14 protein-coding genes are annotated in these 17374 nt (G+C 67.3%); 8 read left to right on the top strand and 6 right to left on the bottom strand.

Annotated elements, in window-relative coordinates; genetic code table 11:
- Positions 1 to 58 precede the first annotated feature (58 nt).
- Entirely contained in the window at positions 59 to 2818 is a 2760-nt protein-coding gene (locus ACULK2_RS04315; protein ID WP_445968800.1) for an LGFP repeat-containing protein, read from the top strand.
- Between the two features lie 74 nt (positions 2819 to 2892).
- On the opposite strand, the gene ACULK2_RS04310 is transcribed toward ACULK2_RS04315, so the two are convergent.
- A complete protein-coding gene (locus ACULK2_RS04310; protein ID WP_445968801.1) occupies positions 2893 to 5508 on the bottom strand; it encodes an ATP-dependent Clp protease ATP-binding subunit in 2616 nt (871 codons plus the stop codon).
- Positions 5509 to 5642: 134 nt separating this feature from the next.
- On the opposite strand from ACULK2_RS04310, the gene ACULK2_RS04305 reads away from it, so the two are divergent.
- Positions 5643 to 8126, top strand: coding sequence for a hypothetical protein (locus ACULK2_RS04305; protein ID WP_445968802.1), 2484 nt, complete (start codon positions 5643 to 5645; stop codon positions 8124 to 8126).
- A 1-nt stretch (position 8127) separates the two neighbouring features.
- Entirely contained in the window at positions 8128 to 8643 is a 516-nt protein-coding gene (locus ACULK2_RS04300; protein ID WP_445968803.1) for a hypothetical protein, read from the top strand.
- A gap of 417 nt (positions 8644 to 9060) precedes the next feature.
- On the opposite strand, the gene ACULK2_RS04295 is transcribed toward ACULK2_RS04300, so the two are convergent.
- The 3 genes from ACULK2_RS04295 to ACULK2_RS04285 all read right to left on the bottom strand — a co-directional run bounded on the left by ACULK2_RS04295 (position 9061) and on the right by ACULK2_RS04285 (position 11048).
- On the bottom strand, positions 9061 to 9876 hold the full coding sequence (locus ACULK2_RS04295; RefSeq protein WP_445968804.1) for an ATP-binding cassette domain-containing protein: 816 nt from the start codon (positions 9874 to 9876) through the stop codon (positions 9061 to 9063).
- A gap of 51 nt (positions 9877 to 9927) precedes the next feature.
- Complete coding sequence (locus tag ACULK2_RS04290; protein ID WP_445968805.1) at positions 9928 to 10497, bottom strand: hypothetical protein; 570 nt, start codon at positions 10495 to 10497, stop codon at positions 9928 to 9930.
- Between the two features lie 269 nt (positions 10498 to 10766).
- Positions 10767 to 11048 (bottom strand): hypothetical protein, encoded by a 282-nt coding sequence (locus tag ACULK2_RS04285; protein WP_445968806.1) that lies wholly within the window; start codon positions 11046 to 11048, stop codon positions 10767 to 10769.
- A 219-nt stretch (positions 11049 to 11267) separates the two neighbouring features.
- Between ACULK2_RS04285 and ACULK2_RS04280 the strand changes: the two genes are divergently transcribed.
- The 5 genes from ACULK2_RS04280 (at position 11268) to ACULK2_RS04260 (ending at position 16683) form a co-directional block, all read left to right on the top strand.
- On the top strand, positions 11268 to 12176 hold the full coding sequence (locus ACULK2_RS04280) for an alpha/beta fold hydrolase (protein WP_445968807.1): 909 nt from the start codon (positions 11268 to 11270) through the stop codon (positions 12174 to 12176).
- A 112-nt stretch (positions 12177 to 12288) separates the two neighbouring features.
- Positions 12289 to 12843 (top strand): TetR/AcrR family transcriptional regulator, encoded by a 555-nt coding sequence (locus ACULK2_RS04275; protein ID WP_445968808.1) that lies wholly within the window; start codon positions 12289 to 12291, stop codon positions 12841 to 12843.
- Positions 12844 to 13440: 597 nt separating this feature from the next.
- Positions 13441 to 14943, top strand: coding sequence for an HNH endonuclease signature motif containing protein (locus tag ACULK2_RS04270; RefSeq protein WP_445968809.1), 1503 nt, complete (start codon positions 13441 to 13443; stop codon positions 14941 to 14943).
- Positions 14944 to 15041: 98 nt separating this feature from the next.
- Positions 15042 to 15452, top strand: coding sequence for a helix-turn-helix domain-containing protein (locus ACULK2_RS04265; RefSeq protein ID WP_445968810.1), 411 nt, complete (start codon positions 15042 to 15044; stop codon positions 15450 to 15452).
- Positions 15445 to 16683 carry a HipA domain-containing protein gene (locus ACULK2_RS04260; protein ID WP_445968811.1) on the top strand — a complete coding sequence of 413 codons (1239 nt, stop codon included), beginning with the start codon at positions 15445 to 15447 and terminating at the stop codon, positions 16681 to 16683. Before ACULK2_RS04265 ends, ACULK2_RS04260 begins: the two co-directional genes overlap by 8 nt.
- A 36-nt stretch (positions 16684 to 16719) precedes the next feature.
- Here ACULK2_RS04260 and ACULK2_RS04255 read toward each other — a convergent pair whose 3' ends face one another.
- Both ACULK2_RS04255 and ACULK2_RS04250 read right to left on the bottom strand, forming a co-directional pair.
- Positions 16720 to 17118 carry a type II toxin-antitoxin system death-on-curing family toxin gene (locus ACULK2_RS04255; RefSeq protein ID WP_445968812.1) on the bottom strand — a complete coding sequence of 133 codons (399 nt, stop codon included), beginning with the start codon at positions 17116 to 17118 and terminating at the stop codon, positions 16720 to 16722.
- Positions 17115 to 17318: a TraY domain-containing protein gene (locus ACULK2_RS04250; RefSeq protein WP_445968813.1), complete on the bottom strand. Its 204-nt coding sequence runs from the start codon at positions 17316 to 17318 to the stop codon at positions 17115 to 17117. The genes ACULK2_RS04255 and ACULK2_RS04250 overlap by 4 nt, the downstream gene beginning before the upstream one ends.
- Between the last annotated feature and the right edge of the window lie 56 nt (positions 17319 to 17374).

The raw sequence follows: 17374 nt of genomic DNA, 5'->3' as shown, positions 1-17374 counted from the left end.
ATGCGAATGTCGTAACCGCCACTACCCGCCGCGGTCGCACGACTCCTACGGTCGGCATATGAGCCAGATCGAGCGAAAGTATGCCGAAGCGGGCATTCCCGATCGTGTCGGGCGCCCCACGGGCATCGAGACTGATGCGCCCGACGGCGGGCGAATGCGGCTATTCGAGCACGGATTAATCCTCTGGCACCCCATGGCAGGGGCTCATGAGGTTCACGGTGCGATCGCGGCGGAGTATCGACTGGCCGGCGGTCCGAGCGGCACGCTCGGATATCCCACAAGCGACGAGATGCCGATCGGGGGGCGGCGCGGAGGTGCGTACCACGACTTCATGGACGGCCAGGTCTACTGGCGTTCCGATCTCGGGGCGCATGCGATCAGCGGGGGCATCTACGAGAAGTTCGCACTCCAATCCTGGTTGGCAGGGCCCGGATACCCGACGGCCCGAGCCCTCGTCGGGACTGACGGCAGTGTGCGACAGAGTTTCGAGCGCGCGACGCTGACTTGGCACATCGAAGACGGAGCTGGACTGATCCCTCAACGCGGCCCGATGACTTGGTTTCTTCGAGTACTGCCCGTCGCATTCCCCGATGTCCCCGCGCCCGCCGGCTTGTCTCGCGAACTCCTCGTCGACTATTTCTTCGGGACCGGGATCGACCTGCGGATGCCCGGAGGGGGGCGTGTTCGCGAGAGTGTGAGCGAGTTCTTTGCCCGTCTGTCCGGCGGGCGCGTCCGACTGGAGGGCGTGGTTGAGGAATGGTTCGAAAGTGACCGGGAGTGCCATCAGATGGCTCACTGGATCGACGGCGGGAAATGGCCAGAGGGTGACCCGGGTCACGCCGGAGAATTCGCGAAGGCGATGTCGCATGCGGGTATCGGGGACCGCGCTTCGTTTCGCGTCGGCGATCGCACTCCCGATGGCATCTACTTCCTCCACACCGACATGCTCGCCAGCGGCGGCACGACGCGCACCTTGGAAGGCATTCGGTCCAAGCTGCTCGAACACCGCCGCGGCGACCTCTGGCGTTCCGGCTGGGACGAGTTCGCAGACCTCCCGTTCTGCTCGTCCAGCGCCACACGCCAGCAGGCGCAGAACATCGACCCCGCGACCTCAAGATTCGCGCGGCGGCCGCGGCCTGAAGAGCTCGAGTACGCGCCTCAATCGACGATCCGTCACGAATTGATGCACATGGTCGGCCCCTTCCCCGGCGACATCTACGGCATACCGTGGCGATTCGACAGCACCTGGCATGAGGTCATGACCACGATCATCCGTAGCGATGGCCCGGTCGGGACGAGCTCGTTCGCGCGTGAGCGGCTGTGCTTCATGGCTCCAACGACCGCGGCCCGCCGAACCCATCCAGCGCTACGACTCCCCGAGCTCGAGACGAACCACTCAGCGACGCGTTTCCCGAACGGCCCGCAGGGCGATCCGGAGTTCCTGGTGCTCGAGAATCGGCAGCGACACGACTACGCCAAAAGTGAGTCGCCCCGGCTCCCCAATGGAATATTCGCGTACGCGATCGATCCTCGAATGAGGGAATTCGTGCCGACGAAGGGCGGCGCTAAGCGAGTGGCAGGGCGGCTGATCCACCGTTCCGATCAGTGGGACAGCGCGTTCGGAACCGACGGTGGCGGCACGCGCATAGCGGAGGAGCGTCATGCCGGGCGTACGACGCTCAACCACGCGGGCGAGTACTGGTGGTCATTCACCGGCATGTCAGTAGATCCGGCTGGCGACGCTGTGGTGGATGCCGCCTATCGGGCAGACGACCTCTTGGCTCGACACGCGGGCGCGTCGTGGAGCGATCACACGGGGAGATTAGTCATCGTCGATGAACCGCGGCCCAGTGGAGCCGTCGTCTTGATGTCGACGAACCCGGTCTCGACGGCCATGCCTGGGGTGCGCTTCCGGCGGGCTCTCGCGCTGCAGCCGCCGTGGGTTCCCGATGGTGCGGTGAAGGGTGTCTTCGAGGTACGCGTGCCCGAGCATGGCGGCCGACTCTATCTCAGCGGCGCGTTCGCAGAGGGAGCGTCAGGGTCAGACGGGGTGCAGCTTTCGGTCGCATTCGCCGGACCGTTCGATCCGATGAGCGCGCGAGTGCCGGTCGAGCTCGGACACGTCCACGTCAGTCCTGACCGACCGCACGGCACTCTCGTCGTCGACCTCGCGAGGTACGCCGGCCGGCGAGTGAAGCTGTCAGTTCGGGTGGACGCGCTTGCGAGCTCGGGCCGCGACTGGTTCTACCTGACCGAGGCAACCGTGGTACCGACCGCACGTGTGTTCGTGGATCTCCTGGCCCGGTTGGACGAAGCGCAGTTCCGGGTCGGGCCCGACCAGCGCTCGATCACGCTCGGCGATGCCTCCGGTCATCGTGGATCGGTGCGGCGCGACGCGCAGATGGAATTGCAGGACGGACGCACGTACGCGGGCCCCTCGCTCAATCTGCACCCGCAGTGGACCTCCATGGGATGGGTTGATGCGGAATGGCCGGTCACGTTTCCCACGAGCTACTCGGTCCTGAGGCTCCTTGGCGGCCTACACGCGGCGCGCCGTGTCGTCGACCACGGCATCGAACTCGCAGTGGCATTCGAACGGAACCGTGAGTCAGTGATGCTCCTCGAACGCGCCCGCATCAGGAGGGAACCGGCGCTGGGTCACCGGGGAAGGCTTCGCAATCCGCTCCTCACCACCGCCCTGGCGATCCCACAGCATCTTCGTGGCACCACCGGAACACTGCGGATCTCCGTCAACGCGAACGGCAGCTCGAGCCAGGATTGGTTCCAGCTCGTCTCCGCGCGCCTCACCGCGGCCTGACCATCGCACGGCCCGCTCACGAACCGGACGGATCCGGCGCGCAGTTCCCGCGCCAGATCCGGCCCGTGAAGAGGTCAGGCGGCGTCAGACAGGGTGACCGTGGCGTTCGGCACGGATGCCACGACGAACTCGCCGTCCGCGGCATCCACCCGCACCGCCTCGCCGTCGCCGAGGGCGCCGGTGACGAAGAGGTCGGCGATGCGGTCGTCGATCTCGCGCTGGATCAGACGGCGCAGCGGGCGGGCACCGTACTCGGGCTCGTAGCCGCGCTCCGCGAGGAGCGCCACCGCGGCATCCGCCACCTCGAAGCCGATCTCGCGAGCGGCCAGGCGAGCGGATGTCGCCCCCAGCATGAGGCGCACGATCTGCGCGATCTCCGCCGACGAGAGCTTCTGGAACAGCACGATCTCGTCGATGCGGTTCAGGAACTCCGGCCGCATGGCCTCGCGCACCTTGCCCATCACGCGGGCCTTCACGTCGTCGGCCGACGAGAACCCCGAGCCATCCGTCGACGCCACGAAGCCGAGCGCACCCGACCGCGACGCGAGGAACTCCGAACCGAGGTTCGAGGTCATGATGACCACCGTGTTGCGGAAGTCGACCGTGCGCCCCTGGCCGTCGGTGAGGCGTCCGTCGTCGAGCACCTGCAGCAGCAGGTTGAACACGTCGGGGTGCGCCTTCTCGATCTCGTCGAACAGCACGATCGAGTAAGGGTTGCGCCGCACGCGCTCCGTGAGCTGGCCGGCCTCGTCGTAGCCGACATATCCGGGAGGGGCGCCGACGAGACGCGACACGGTGTGCCGCTCGCCGAATTCGCTCATGTCGAAGCGGATGATCGCGCCCTCGTCGTCGAACAGGCTCGCCGCGAGTGCGCGCGCCAGTTCGGTCTTGCCGACGCCGGTCGGCCCGAGGAACAGGAACGACCCGACGGGCCGGCGGGCGTCGCCCATGCCGGTGCGGTTGCGGCGCACCGAGCGGGCGACGGCGGTGACCGCGTCATCCTGCCCGATGACCCGGGCGTGCAGCTCGCCCTCGAGGTTCGCGAGGCGCTCGCGCTCGCCCTCGGTGACGCGGTTGACCGGGATGCCGGTGGCCCGCGAGATCACGGCGGCGATCTGCGGCTCGTCGACGACGGTCGGCGCGGCCACGCCCTCCGAGGCAGCGGATGCCACGGCACGCCCCTGCGCGGCGGCTTTCTCGGTCGCCTCGTCGAGCCGCTCCTGCACCTTCGAGATCTCGTCGCGGATGCGCGACGCCTCCTCGTAGTGCTCAGCCCGCACGGCCGCGTTCTTGTCGGCCTCGAGGTCAGCCAACCGCGAGATCAGCTCCGAGACATCCACCTTCACGCCCAGCTTGAGGCGCAGGCGCGCGCCGGCCTGGTCGATGAGGTCGATGGCCTTGTCGGGCAGCACGCGGTCGGTGAGGTATCGGGCGCTGAGCTCGACGGCGGCGCGGAGGGCGTCGTCGGTGTAGGTGACGCCGTGGTGGTCCTCGTACGCGGCACGGAGGCCGTGCAGGATCTGCACCGCGTCCTCGATGGACGGCTCCCCCACGCGCACCGGCTGGAACCGGCGCTCGAGCGCGGGGTCCTTCTCGATGGTGCGGTACTCCTTGAGCGTGGTCGCACCCACGAGGTGCAGCTCGCCGCGGGCGAGGCGGGGCTTCAGGATGTTGCCCGCGTCCATGCCGCCCTCACCGGCACCACCGGCGCCGACGACCGTGTGCACCTCGTCGATGAACACGATGAGCTCGCCCTTGTGCTCGGCGATCTCCTCCATCGTCTTGGTGAGGCGCTCCTCGAAGTCGCCGCGGTAGCGGGTGCCGGCGAGCATGCCGGGCAGGTCGAGCGCGACGACCCGCTTACCGAGCAGCGCCTCGGGCACGTTCTCCTCGACGATCGCGCGGGCCAGGCCCTCGACGATCGCGGTCTTGCCGACGCCGGCCTCGCCGATCAGCACGGGGTTGTTCTTCGTCCGGCGGCTGAGGATCTCGATGGTCTGCTCGATCTCGTCGGCGCGTCCGATCACGGGGTCGAGCTCGCCGTTCGCGGCGCGCTCGGTGAGGTCCATGGCGAACTTGTCGAGCATGGGGGTGGCGGATGCCGCGGCATCCGTCTGCTCGCCGTAACCGTCGTTCGCGGTGTCGGTGCCCTCGCCCTGAGCGGATGCCACGTGCTCGCCGAGCCCGGCCGCCAGCGCGTCGGCGGTGACGCCGGCCCGCGCGAGCACCTGCCCGGCGGGGGCGTCCTGCCCGAGCACGAGCGCGAAGAAGAGGTGCTCGGGGTCGATGTACGTCGACCCGCTCGAGCGTGCGACCTGGTACGCGTGGAACAGCGCGCGGCTCGCGCTCGGGGTGATCATGGCCGAGTTGACGTCGGCGGTGTCGGATGCCGCGGGCAGCCGCGCCTCGGTCGCCGTGATGATGCGCTCGGGGCTCGCGCCGACGCGCGTGATCGCCTGCGCGACGGACTCGTCCTCGACGATGACGCGCAGGATGTGCAGCGCGTCGAGCTCGGTCTGCCCGCGCTCGAGCGCGAAGCGCCCGGCGCGCTGCAGGATGCTCTGGGTGCGCGAGGTCAGGAACCGGCTGAGGTCGATCGACCGCGCCTGCCTGGCCTGCTCACCCGCGAGGTAGCGGCTCAGGAACTCGTCGAACGAGCTCGAGCCGGCCTCGTTGAAGTCGTCTGGCACCTAGGTCCTCCTGGGCACTTGAGTTGGGTACGCTCAAGTTCAACGTGGTGGAGCTGCGGGTATTCCCGTCCGAGCGACCCGCGGGATGGCATGTCGCTCGCCCGCGGGTCGGACCCGGAGAATATGTTGTCCTCATGATCCCCTTCGATCGTGCCGCCTCGTCGATGGATGACCTTGCAGTCGAGATACGCCAGGCCGTCGACGACGACGTCAACGAAGCGGACACCCGACTGAGAATCATCAATCATCTCCTGACGGACGTTCTGGGCTGGCAAGACCGCGAGGTTCGCGCCGAGGAGCACACCGAGTCGGGATTCATTGACTACCACGTGGGTCAGGGAGGGGCGCATTTCGTCCTTGAGGCCAAGCGTGTGGGGCTATCATTCGAACTCCCTGCGGGCACTGGCGCTGCAGTCTTGTCCCTGCCGGGCCTCACGCGCGGAACTATCGGGCGGCCACTGCGAACCGCCCTGGAGCAGGCTGCACGATACGCACAAGAACGAGGCATCCCAGTCGCGGTTGCTTTCAATGGGAAGCAGCTCGTGGCATTCATGGCGTCACGATCCGATGGCATTCCGCCGCTCGAGGGAAAGGCACTCGTCTTTGGCTCGCCCGACGCCATGGTAGACGAGTTCTTACTGCTGTGGAACGCACTCTCACCGGAGGGAGTGCACGATCGTCGACTCCAACAACTGCTCAAGGCCGGGGCATCACTACCTCCGGAGCCGCTCTCGTTCCGACTGACCAACTACCCCGGAAGCCAACGGCGGAACGACCTCCAGACTGGCCTGCAAATCTTGGGAGACCTGTTCCTCGGCGATCTCGAGGAGCTACCCGAGCTGCAGGACGAGTTCCTCCGCGAGTGCTACGCCACGAGTGGAGCGCTCTCTCAGTACGCAGAAGTTAGCCGGCAGATCCTCGCCACACGGTACGAAATTCTAACCGAGGTAGGCACCGCATCCGTGGCGCCAATCAACACACGAAGAGGCATGACCAAGGGTTTCTCGGCCGATATTCTTCAGGCCGCTCTTTCAAACCGACCGATCATCTTGCTGGGTGATGTCGGTGCCGGGAAGAGCACCTTCATCGAGCGACTCATTCACGTCGACGCCCAAGAGATTCTCGGCGAGAGTATCTGTATTTACGTCGACTTTGGCTCGTCCTCTGCCCTAAGCTCGCTGTCAGATCACGTTCTGCAATCCTGCATCGATCAGCTCGAATCGAAATACGGGACCGATGTACTAGCCATGAGCTTTGTTGAGGACGCACTCCGCACTCATCTCAAGCGGTTCGAGAACTCGCCGGCCGGCCGGCTCAGAGATGTAGACCCAGCGGCTTACACAGCCGAGAAGGTCGCGTTCATTCAAGAGATTGTTCGCGACAGATCGACATATCTCAAGGCAGCATTTGAGTGGATTACTCGGTCCTGGCACCGGCAAGTCGTGATATTCCTCGATAATGTCGATCAGCGTGACGCCAGCGACCAGAACGGATTATTTCTCATCGCCAACGAACTCGCTCAGCGATGGCCCGCCACGGTGTTCGTAACACTTCGCCCGGAGACCTTTTACAACTCTGAGCGCGAAGGCGCCATCTCGGGGTACCATCCGCGGGTCTTCACCATCTCGCCGCCGCGCACGGACGTGATGCTCCGCCTTCGAGTTAACTTTGCTCTTGATCAATTGCGTGAGAGCGGCCGAATCGGAAATTTCCCGGGCGGTGTTCAGGTTGATAGCGAGAGCCTCGAGATCTTCCTGGAAATGCTGGCAGACAACTTGAAGTCCAACGATCCACTCGCTCGCCTTCTTGACAATCTTGCTGGCGGCAACATGCGACTCGCGCTCCAGTTTGTAACCGATTTCATCGGTAGCGGCCACATCGCCACTCAGAAGATTATCGATGTCCAGCGCGAGAGGGGATACACCATCCCCGCCCATGAGTTCCTCAGGTCGATCATGTTCGGTGACCACCGCTACTACGACCCCGACTCCTCGCCCGTTCCCAACCTCTTCCGCCTTACGACGAGAGACGGACGGGAGCACTTCCTCGCACCGTTGCTGCTCGCGTTTGTGCAGAAGGCTGGCGACGTTGACACGGAGCATGGGTATATCTCTAGTTCCTCTGTCTATGACGGACTTCAGGAGCTCGGCTTCGATCCTGCGCAAATTTCGGAAGCCATTGAGTTCGCGCTTCGTTACCGACTCATTGATGCGACGCGACGGTATGGTCGAAGCACTTCGGACGAGTTGCTTAGAATCTCCACGGTTGGGGCCTACTGCTACAAATCTCTAATTCAAATGTTTACCTATATCGATGCCACAAGCGTAGATATCCCCATCTTGGATGATGAGGTAAGACCCCTTGTCACCGACGCGTATACGCTCGCAGAGCGCGTAGATCGAGCGGAGTTGATTCGGCAATACCTCAATGTGCAATGGAGCCTCGTGCCGGCCAATGAGATCTGGGATTGGCTTGTGGCGAGCGGCGAACTCGCGGTCGACATCGAAAGGGTCCGTCGGCGATTGCCCGTGACTGGCGACTTACCGAACGGGAGCGGAGCCTATCGTGTACGGCAGGCCGCTAGGCCCGAGAGACCCGCCAGAGGCCACATTGGATAACTTGCTTTCGGGATTGATTGGTGCCGCTATTGGCGCAGCGGCTTCCATCGTTGCCGCCATACTTGTGCTGCGGACCGAGAAGGCGAATCGCGCGGCCGAAGGCAAAGCGGAGTTGCGCAGGATTACTTCCGTCGCTTTTGCGCGGGACGCCATCAATATGCAAGAATGCGCAATCAATCAGCGTCGCAATCTCGAGCGGTTCTCAGTAGTCGAGTCCTCGCTGCGTTCGAGTTTGGCACTCTTTCAAGCGCAAATGGTCCTCCCGCAAGAGGCAGCCGTGTCTACGTTCGCAGAGCAGCTGGCCCACTCCGCACGTTTCGCGATGGCGGAAGAATCTAGATGGACGGATCCAGAGGTTTTTCGCAAGAACGGGGTCGGTCCGCTCCTGCGCTGGTCGTCGAGTGACCCCACTTTTCCGCCGGGGTGGTTCAAGGCGCACGTTGCCTCCAACTCGAGCGCATTTAATCAGACGATGTTCGACCTCGAACCCGACGAGGCTCGCAGGGCAATGAACTAGGAGCGTGGCGGGAGCTCCCAGGACGGCGTGCGCTACTCGGGAGCAGCGCGCGCCTGGCCTGAACGTGCACGCCATCTTGGCGTGCGGGCGATGAGGCTCTCGATGTCCTCCTCCCATCACATCGCCAGCACGGACGCTGCACGCCCGGGCCTACCCCGAGTAGCAGCCGTACCCACGACACCGGCTCTCGTCGGCTGGTTCGCGAGGTCCCGGCGCCCAGCACGCTCAGGCGGCGGCGCCTGGCCGGGCGCATGGGCAGGCCCGAGCGGTTCAACGAGACGGTGGGTCGAGGTGATGTCGAGGTGGTTGGCGGGCTCGTCGAGCACGATCACGGCCGCGCCGGAGAGCAGGCACTGCGCCCTCGCCGTAAAGATCCCGCGCCCGCAGCATCCGGAATCGGCTGTGACTGGTACCCCCTCAGAGCGCCCCCGTCGCCGCCGTCTCCCGCACCCGCGGCTCGCCGTCGAACACCAGCAGCCGGTCGGCGAGCTTGTCGACGAAGAAGCGGTCGTGCGAGACCACGATGACCGCGCCCGGGAAGTGCGTGAGCGCCCGCTCCATCACCTGGGTCGAGGTGATGTCGAGGTGGTTGGTGGGCTCGTCGAGCACGATCACCGCCGCCCCGGAGAGCAGGCACTGGGCGATCGCGACGCGGGCGCGCTGGCCGCCCGAGAGGGTGCCGATCTTCTGCTGCAGGTCGGCCTCGGAGAACTGCAGCATCGACAGGAACCGGTTCACGCTCTTCTTCGTCGCCGTGAACGCCAGCGAATCCGGGTACGCGTTCACCGCGTGCCCGACGGTGTCGTCCAGATCCAGTCCGGCGTAGACCCGGTTGTACGAGACGAACCGGACGCGCTTCGCCCAACGCACGGTCCCGGCATCCGCTTCGGTCTCACCGGTCAGCACGTCCAGCAGCGTCGACTTGCCCGACCCGTTCGAGCCGAGCACCGCGACCCGGTCGCCGCGCTGCAGGTCGAACGAGAGCCCCTCGAACAGCGGCGTGCCGTTGAAGCCCTTGGCCAGACCGGTCACGGTGAGCAGGTCGTTCGAGACCCGCAGGCCGTCGTAGATGCCCGTGATGATCTGGTCGATCGGACGCGGCGCCTGCCGCTTCTTGATGTCGGCCAGCCGGCGCGCGACCGCGTTCGACGGGTTCCGGGCCGCCTCACGACGAGCAGCGGATGCCGCCTGCTCGTACGCCAGCAACTCCTCCTCGTGCGCGAACTGCCTCAACCGGATCGCACAGTTTAGTCCTCACGCCTCACGTTGCCCGGCATTGATTGACTACTCCTCGGCAAGGGCGGCGGTACAGCGGTCTTGATCCACCGCGGTGTCCAGGCACACTTGGAGAGTGAATTCATTTGCGGCATCGTTGTATGGGTCGATTGCTTGGTCGAACGAAGTGTCCTCAAACAATTCATCCAGCGTCATATCAGCCCTGCCTGCAAGTCCCGCGACGGCGCTGGAGAATGGCAAGAATCGCGGGTCAACCTCGTCGGTTGTCTCGTTCATGGTCCTGGCGATTGCAACAATCGCATCTGTTCCGTATACCCGCAGGTTGGAGAAGGCCTCAAACCATGCGTCGCGAGGGCCATCCACAATTTCTCGGGAATACAGAAGGCACGCCTGGCGCTCCTCGCCATCAACGTTCGCCACATGCTCGCTCAGACAATACTTTTCGTCCTGTACAGTTGCGATTTGAGCGTTTAGGTAAGCAGAGGAGGCGTCCAGGAATTCTGCGTAGACAGCGCGGCGCACTTCGCGTTCTTCAGCTTCCAGCACCGCCGAGTTTTGCTCGCCCCAGATGAACAAGGTGACGCCCGCACCCAAGGCGGCTCCGATCAGCGTGGACACAGTTGCCGTGACAATCGACACAACTGCGAGTCCTGAACCGCCACCCATTTGTTCTCCCCGAGAATCATCCGCGGCGCCTTGTGGCCGCCCGTCTGCACCGTTGTGGCGACAGGCTACCGCTGGTTGGGCGGCAGTTCGATGCTGCTTCATCGATGCTTCACGGCGAGGTCGAGCAGTCATCCCCCATTTGGGGAGGAAGAAGTTCGAGTTCGGCCACACGCATGCGGAGCGTGCTCGCCGCGGAGGGCTCTCAAGCGCTGCAGAATCGGTCATCCATCGGGCTCGGCGCCTGCCGCTTCTTGATGGCCAGCCGGCGAGCGACCGCCGGGTTCGACGGGTCCAGGCCGCCCTGCGCCGATAGCGAATGCCACCTGCTCGTACGCCAGCAACTCCTCCTTGTGTGCGAACTGCCGCAGGTGCCGCCGCTCCTCGTCGAAGTCGAGGCCCGTACGCATCCTCTCGATGGTGTTCTCGTACGTCCAGTCGCCGATGTGATCCATCCGGTCGGACAACTCGCCCTGCTCCGCGCTCCAGGTCGGCGCGTCGCGCACCGTCGCCGACGACTCGACGAGGTGGCGGCCGGCATCAGTACTCCAGACCGACCTACCTGCTCGGGCAGGCGGCACGAGTGCCGCCGACGGCCAAGTTGACGCCCGTGCGGCACCATGCCCTGCCCGGCTCACGCCCTGGAGATGCCGTGGGGCTCTAGACTGCGAGCACCATCCGCTGTACTATAAACATAGTAGCCCCGCGCCGACGAAGGAGTCGTCATGCGTGCACCTGAACCTCGCCGTCAATCGATCGCCGCACCGGCGGATCTCGCACCGCCACTCCCCGAGGCATCCGGGTTTGAGCACCTCATCGTCGAGACCCCGGGCCTGCGCACCCACGTCGCCACCGTGGGCGACGGTGAACCTGTCGTCATGCTGCACGGCTTCCCGCTGCATTGGTGGCAGTGGCATCAGGTCGCGCCGCTGATCGCCGAGCAGGGCTACCGCGTGATCTGTCCCGACCTTCGCGGTGCCGGCTGGACCGAAGCCGACGACCCCGGCTTCGAACGCGAGACGCGACTGCACGACCTGCTCGCGCTCTTCGAGGCGCTCGGCGTCGAACGTGCGCACCTCGTCAGCCATGACATGGGTGCGATCACCGCGATGCAGCTCGCCTACGCCCACCCCGAACGCGTGGTGAGGGCGGTTCAGCTCTCGGTGCCGCCCGGATTCATCTCGTTCAGCCCCAAGCTCATCGCCGCCTTCCGGCACATGCCGAAGCTGCTCTGGCATCGCCCCGGCAGCTCGCTCCGAGGCGTGTGGGCCGATCAGTACAACGCGAGACCCACGTCTGCCGCGGAGATCGACGCCCACCTCGCACCCATGCAGCGCCCCGCCATCGACCAGGCGGTCCGCGAGCTCTACCGAGGCATGGTGATCCCCGAGTCGATGCGGCTGAGCCGTGGCGTGTACAAGCGGATGCGACTGACCGTCCCGACGCTCTTCGCATTCGGCCGGGTCGACACCAGGTTCGACGAGCCGCTCATCCGCCGCCTCTGCGCGAACCCCAAGCGATTCGCCGACGACGTCGAGTTCGCGTTCGTCGACGACGGGGGCAAGCTGCTCCCCGCCGAGGCGCCCGACGCGGTCGCGAACCTCACGCTCGACTGGATCCGGCGAGCCGACTGAGCCCGGCCCGCCGACCCCGACGCGATCCGCGGATGCCACGGCGCACACGGATGCCACGGCGCCACGCGCGCCCGTGCGAGACTCGTGGACGTACGCGACGTGAGGGGCGCCGATGGCTGCAGCAACCAGGGAGCGAGCGCTCGAGGCGGCGGTCGAGGTCCTCGGCACCGACGGCGTGCGGGCACTCAGCCACGCGCGCGTCGATCAACGGGCCGGGCTGCCCGCAGGGTCGACCTCGAACTGGTTCCGCACCCGGCGAGCGCTGCTCGCCGGCATCATCGACTGGATGGCCGAACTCGAGCGCGCCGACTTCGCGCCGGAGCTGCTCGAGCAGCCGACGCCCGACTCGATCGCAGAGGGACTCTGCGCCGTGCTGCTCGTGCAGACCGGCCCGGCCGCGACCCGCACCCGGGCGCGCTACGCCCTCTTCGTCGAACTCGCCGCCGACCCCGAACTGCTCGAACCACTGCGCCGCCAGCGTCGCGAGTTCGAACAGTGGACCGACCGGCTCATCGCCGCAGCCGGCATCCCCGACCCGGTGCCGGCGGCGCGCGCGCTCATGGCCCTCGGCGACGGCCTGGCCCTGCATCGACTCACAGTCGACCCCGAGCTCGACGTGCGTCCCGCGGTCGAGCGCGCCGTGCGCGCGCTCGCGGCGACGGCCTGAGCCGGCGTCAGCCCGGCATCAGCTCGGAAGGCAGGCGTCAGGCGAGCGGGCGGCGAGCGGGCGGCGCAGCGGCATCCGCACTGGCACCATTCCCCTCATGACCGTCCAGAGCGTCGACGAGTGCGTCGCGTCGTTCCCCGACGTGATCGCCGCGCGGGTCGCGCAGGTTCGCGGGGCGATCCGGGCCGAGGTGCCCGATCCCGAGGAGCGGATGCGCTACGGCCTCGCCGCGGTGATGCTCGGCGGGCGGTACGCGCTCCACTTCGCCGGATGGAAGCGGCACATCGGCGTCTACCTCGTTCCCCCGCTGCCGGAGCCGCTCGAGTCGGAGGTGGCGCCGTACCGGTCGGGCAAGGACTCGGTGACCTTCCGTCACGCGGACCCGCTCCCCCCTCGACCTGATTTCGCGGATGACCCCGGCGATCGTCGCCGAACGGCGGGGCTGGACGGGCTGACTCGGCGCGCTCGCGCCCACGGGGAGTCGTGCACTCCTCCTCCACAGGTACGGGTTCGGGCGATTCATCCACAGGCAGAATGCCTGATCGAACGCGATTTCCGGTGCGAGCGGATGTCGGTGGGTACCTGCAGGATGGAGTCATGGAACAGCCCCCGCGACTCGCGCCCGACACGCCTCCGGCGTCGGGCGCTCTGGTCGCGCTCGAGCGTGATCTGGCGGCGCTTCGCGACGCGTGGGTCGGCGCGATGCCGGCGTGGGGCGCCATCCGCGGGTCGGCGCAGGTCGAGGCGGAGCAGATGGGCGATGCCGGGCTCATGCAGGCCGTCGACGGGCTCGCGAAGGTGCGGCGCGATGTCGACGCCCTGTTCGCGAGCGTCGCCGCCGAGGTGGCGAAGCGGTCCGGGCCCGAGTTCGGGGAGGTGGGGTTCGCGAAGGCGCAGGGCTTCCACAATCCGGTGCGACTCGTCGCCGCGGCCACCGGCGGGTCGCGCGCCGACGCGCAACGACTGATCGCCGTCGGCGTCGCCACGACCGAGCGGCAGACCTTCGTTGGCGAGCGGATGCCGGCGCGGCACCCGCACGTCGCTGCCGCCCTGCAGGCGGCGACCATCAGTCTCGAGGCGGCGTCCGCGATCACCACCATGCTCGACCGGGTGTCGATGCGCGCCGATGTCTGCCAGGCCGATGTCGTGGAGCACGCCCTGGTCGAGCTCGCCGAGCGAGTGCCGCTCGAGACGCTCTCGCGCGGGGTGCGCGAGGCCGAGGCGCGGCTCGACCCCGACGGGGTGGAGCCTCGCGAAGACGAGCTCCGGATGGAGCGCTCTCTGACCATGCGCGAAGACGCGCGCGGCATCGTGCACCTGCATGCCCGGCTCGACCCCGAGAGCGCGGCGCCCGTGAAGGCCGCGATCGACGCGCTCGTCAGCGACGCGCTGCGCCGACGCCGACCTGACGAAGCCGCGGGCGGCGGCGCGGACGGAACTGGATTCGGCGCCGTGGAGCTTCGCCCGGACGGAGCTGCGTTGGGCGCCGGTGAGTTGCGGCCGGTCATCGACGACCACCGCACGATCCCGCAGATCCAGGCCGACGCGCTCGCCGCGCTCGCCCGCCACACCCTCGGCTGCACCCAGACGGCGACGCCGCTCGCGAAGACCACGATGATCGTGCGCGTCGACCTCGACACCCTCGTCAACGAGCTCGGGCACGCCGGCATCGACGGCCTCGAACGGCCGATCTCGGCCGCGACCGCCCGCCGGATGGCCGCCGACGCCGAGATCATCCCCGCCGTCCTCGGCGGCGACAGCCTCCCGCTCGACCTCGGCCGCGCCGCCCGCCTCTTCACGAAGGCCCAGCGCCTCGCCCTCGGCGAACGCGACGGCGGCTGCGCCTCCTGTGGCCAGAACATCGGTTACGTCGAAGCGCACCACATCGACTGGTGGGAGCGGGACACCGGTCCGACCGACCTCTCGAACGGAGTCCTGCTCTGCTCCTTCTGCCACCACATGATCCACCGCGACGGCTGGCACATCCACGCCAGCCCGACCGAGGTCTGGTTCATCCCGCCACCACACATCGACCCGTCCCAAGTCCCTCGCCTCGGCGGCCGCGCACGCTTCGAGCTGCGCGACGCCGCAGCGGCATGAGCACGCCCGCCAATTACGAAAATGTAATCATGGCTCTTGACTACGAAAACGTAGTGCCGTATCTTTATTACGAATTCGTAGTGAATGGAGGGCTCGCAATGAGCTATCGCGGTCGCGTGCCCAACGCCGAGACCCTCGGCCTCATGCTGCAGCAGGGGCGGCTCGCACGGGGCCTGAGCCAGCGCGAGCTCGCCGCCGAACTGGGACTCACACAACGGTGGGTGTCCGAGATGGAGGCCGGCAAGCCGGGCAAGCTCACCGAGCGGCTCTTCGCGATGCTCGAATCGACGGGCGTGCGACTGTACGCCGAGCTCGATGAACCAAGCCGCGAGCGGGAGCGCGACGGCGACCACGGCGTCGAGCGCGACCACGGCGTCGACGGCGTCGAGCGCGACCGCGACGCCGACGGCGTCGAGCGCGAGCGCGACGTCGACGGCGTCGAGCGCGAGCGCGACGGCGACGACGGCGTCGAGCGCGACCGCGACGCCGAGAGCCGTGGCGATGCCTGAGCTCACCATCGAGCTGTACGGCCAGGGGGTCGGCCGTCTGGTGGGTGCGGACTGGCGACGGTTCGACTTCGAGGCATCCGGCACCGCCATCGAACGGTTCGGGCTTGGCAGCACCCAGCTGTCGACATCCGTGCCGCTGGTGCCGTTCGGGAACCGGTCGCACGTCGCACGACGCCGCAACTTCTTCGCCGAGCTGCTCCCCGAGGGCGACCTGCTCGCCGACCTCGCCGCGCAGGCGCGGCTACCCGAGTACGACGTGCTCGGCCTGCTCGCGCACTACGGCCGGGATGTCGCCGGCGCCCTGCAGATCTACGACCCCGCCGCGCCCGGCGAGCCGCGCACGCCGTTCACCAGCCCGATCGACCACGCCGGCATCGGCCGCCTGCTCCAGAGCCCCGCCGCGCTCCCCCTCGGCAACGACCGCGCCACCGGCAAGACCTCGCTCAACGGTGTGCAGCCGAAGGTCGTGCTCGCCTGCATCGACCACGCATGGCACCGAGTGCACGACGGCTTCCCGTCGACGCACATTCTCAAGCCCGAGGTCGCGCGCTACCCGACAATGATCTTCGACGAGGAGTACGGCGCACGCATCGCCCGCGCGCTCGGCCTCATCGCCTACGACACGTGGGTCGAGGAGTTCGGCGACATCCGCGCGCTCGTCATCGAACGGTATGACCGGGCAGCGGATGCCCCGACCGGGCGCGTACACCAAGAAGATCTGTGCCAGGCGCTCGGCATCCCGCGCACCCAGAAGTACCAGGAGCAGGGCGGCGCCGCGTCGCTCGATCGGTTCCACTCACTCGTGCGCTCGCAGGCCGGGCGCGAAGCGGTCGAGCAGCTGGCCCGGATCGTCGTGCTCGCCGTCGCGATCGGCAACGTCGACCTGCACGCCAAGAACCTCGCGCTGCTGCATCCGTTCGACGCCCCGGCGACCCTCGCGCCCGCGTACGACACCGTGCCGTTGCGTCACCAGCCGAATGACGGACGGATGGCCTTCGCCGTGAACGGCGTGTACCGGCACGCCGAACTCACGATCGACGACCTCGAGGCGCAGCTCGGATCCTGGTCGGCTGCGGCGGGCGGGCTGGTGCGGCCGACGCTCGAGCAGATCGCCGCCGTCATCGACGCGGAGACGCCGCATCCCGCCGCGTACTCGGGGCTGCGGCGCGACCTCGCCGGGTTCGTGGCGAACCTCCTCGCGGGCCGACCGGTGGGGTCGTCAGCGGCCTGAGGTGCGGCATCCCACCCGCCCATCGCGGCCGCACCCTCACGCGAGCGGACGGATGCGGGCGCGAACCCACGCGGCGACCCCGTCGAGATCGACCGCACCCGCTGCCACCTCGCGGAGGAACCGGTCGGCCTCGGCCACGTCATCGGCCACGAGGTCGAGCTCGTTGAGCTCGAGGAACGCGACGGTCGCGAACCAGGCCAGACGCTTGTTCCCGTCGGCGAGCGGATGGTTGCGCATCACCGCGAGCAGGAGCGCCGCGGCCTTCTCCTCGAGCGTCGGGTGCACCTCCTCGCCGAACACGGGCATGGGTGCGGCGAGCGCCGAGAGCAGGAGGTTGCGCCCGCGGGCGCCGTCCTTGAAGTGGAATCCCTCGTCGTCGAGCAGCGCCTCGACGTCGTCGGGGTCGAGGTACTCGACCTCGCGTCCCGCCGTCACCGGGCGAGACGCTCGAGCAGTTCGGCGTCGCGGGAACGGACACGATCGAAGGCCGCACGCGTGCGGGCGGACTTGTCGGCGTGAGCCGCGAGGTCGTCGAGCGCGATCTGCACGACCTCGGTCTTCGAGCGTCCGAACTTCGCGGCCAGGGCCTCGAGGAGCTGGTCGTGAGCCTCGTCGAGTCGCAGGGTCATCGCCATTGCACGGTCCTTCCGTCGACCACCATCGTACCGCTTGGTATCGGCGTGATACCAGG

The organism is Agromyces molybdatiresistens (genome assembly GCF_052748445.2).
The sequence above is the reverse complement of the archived record's forward strand: the minus strand, read 5'-3'. Positions and strand labels throughout refer to the sequence as shown.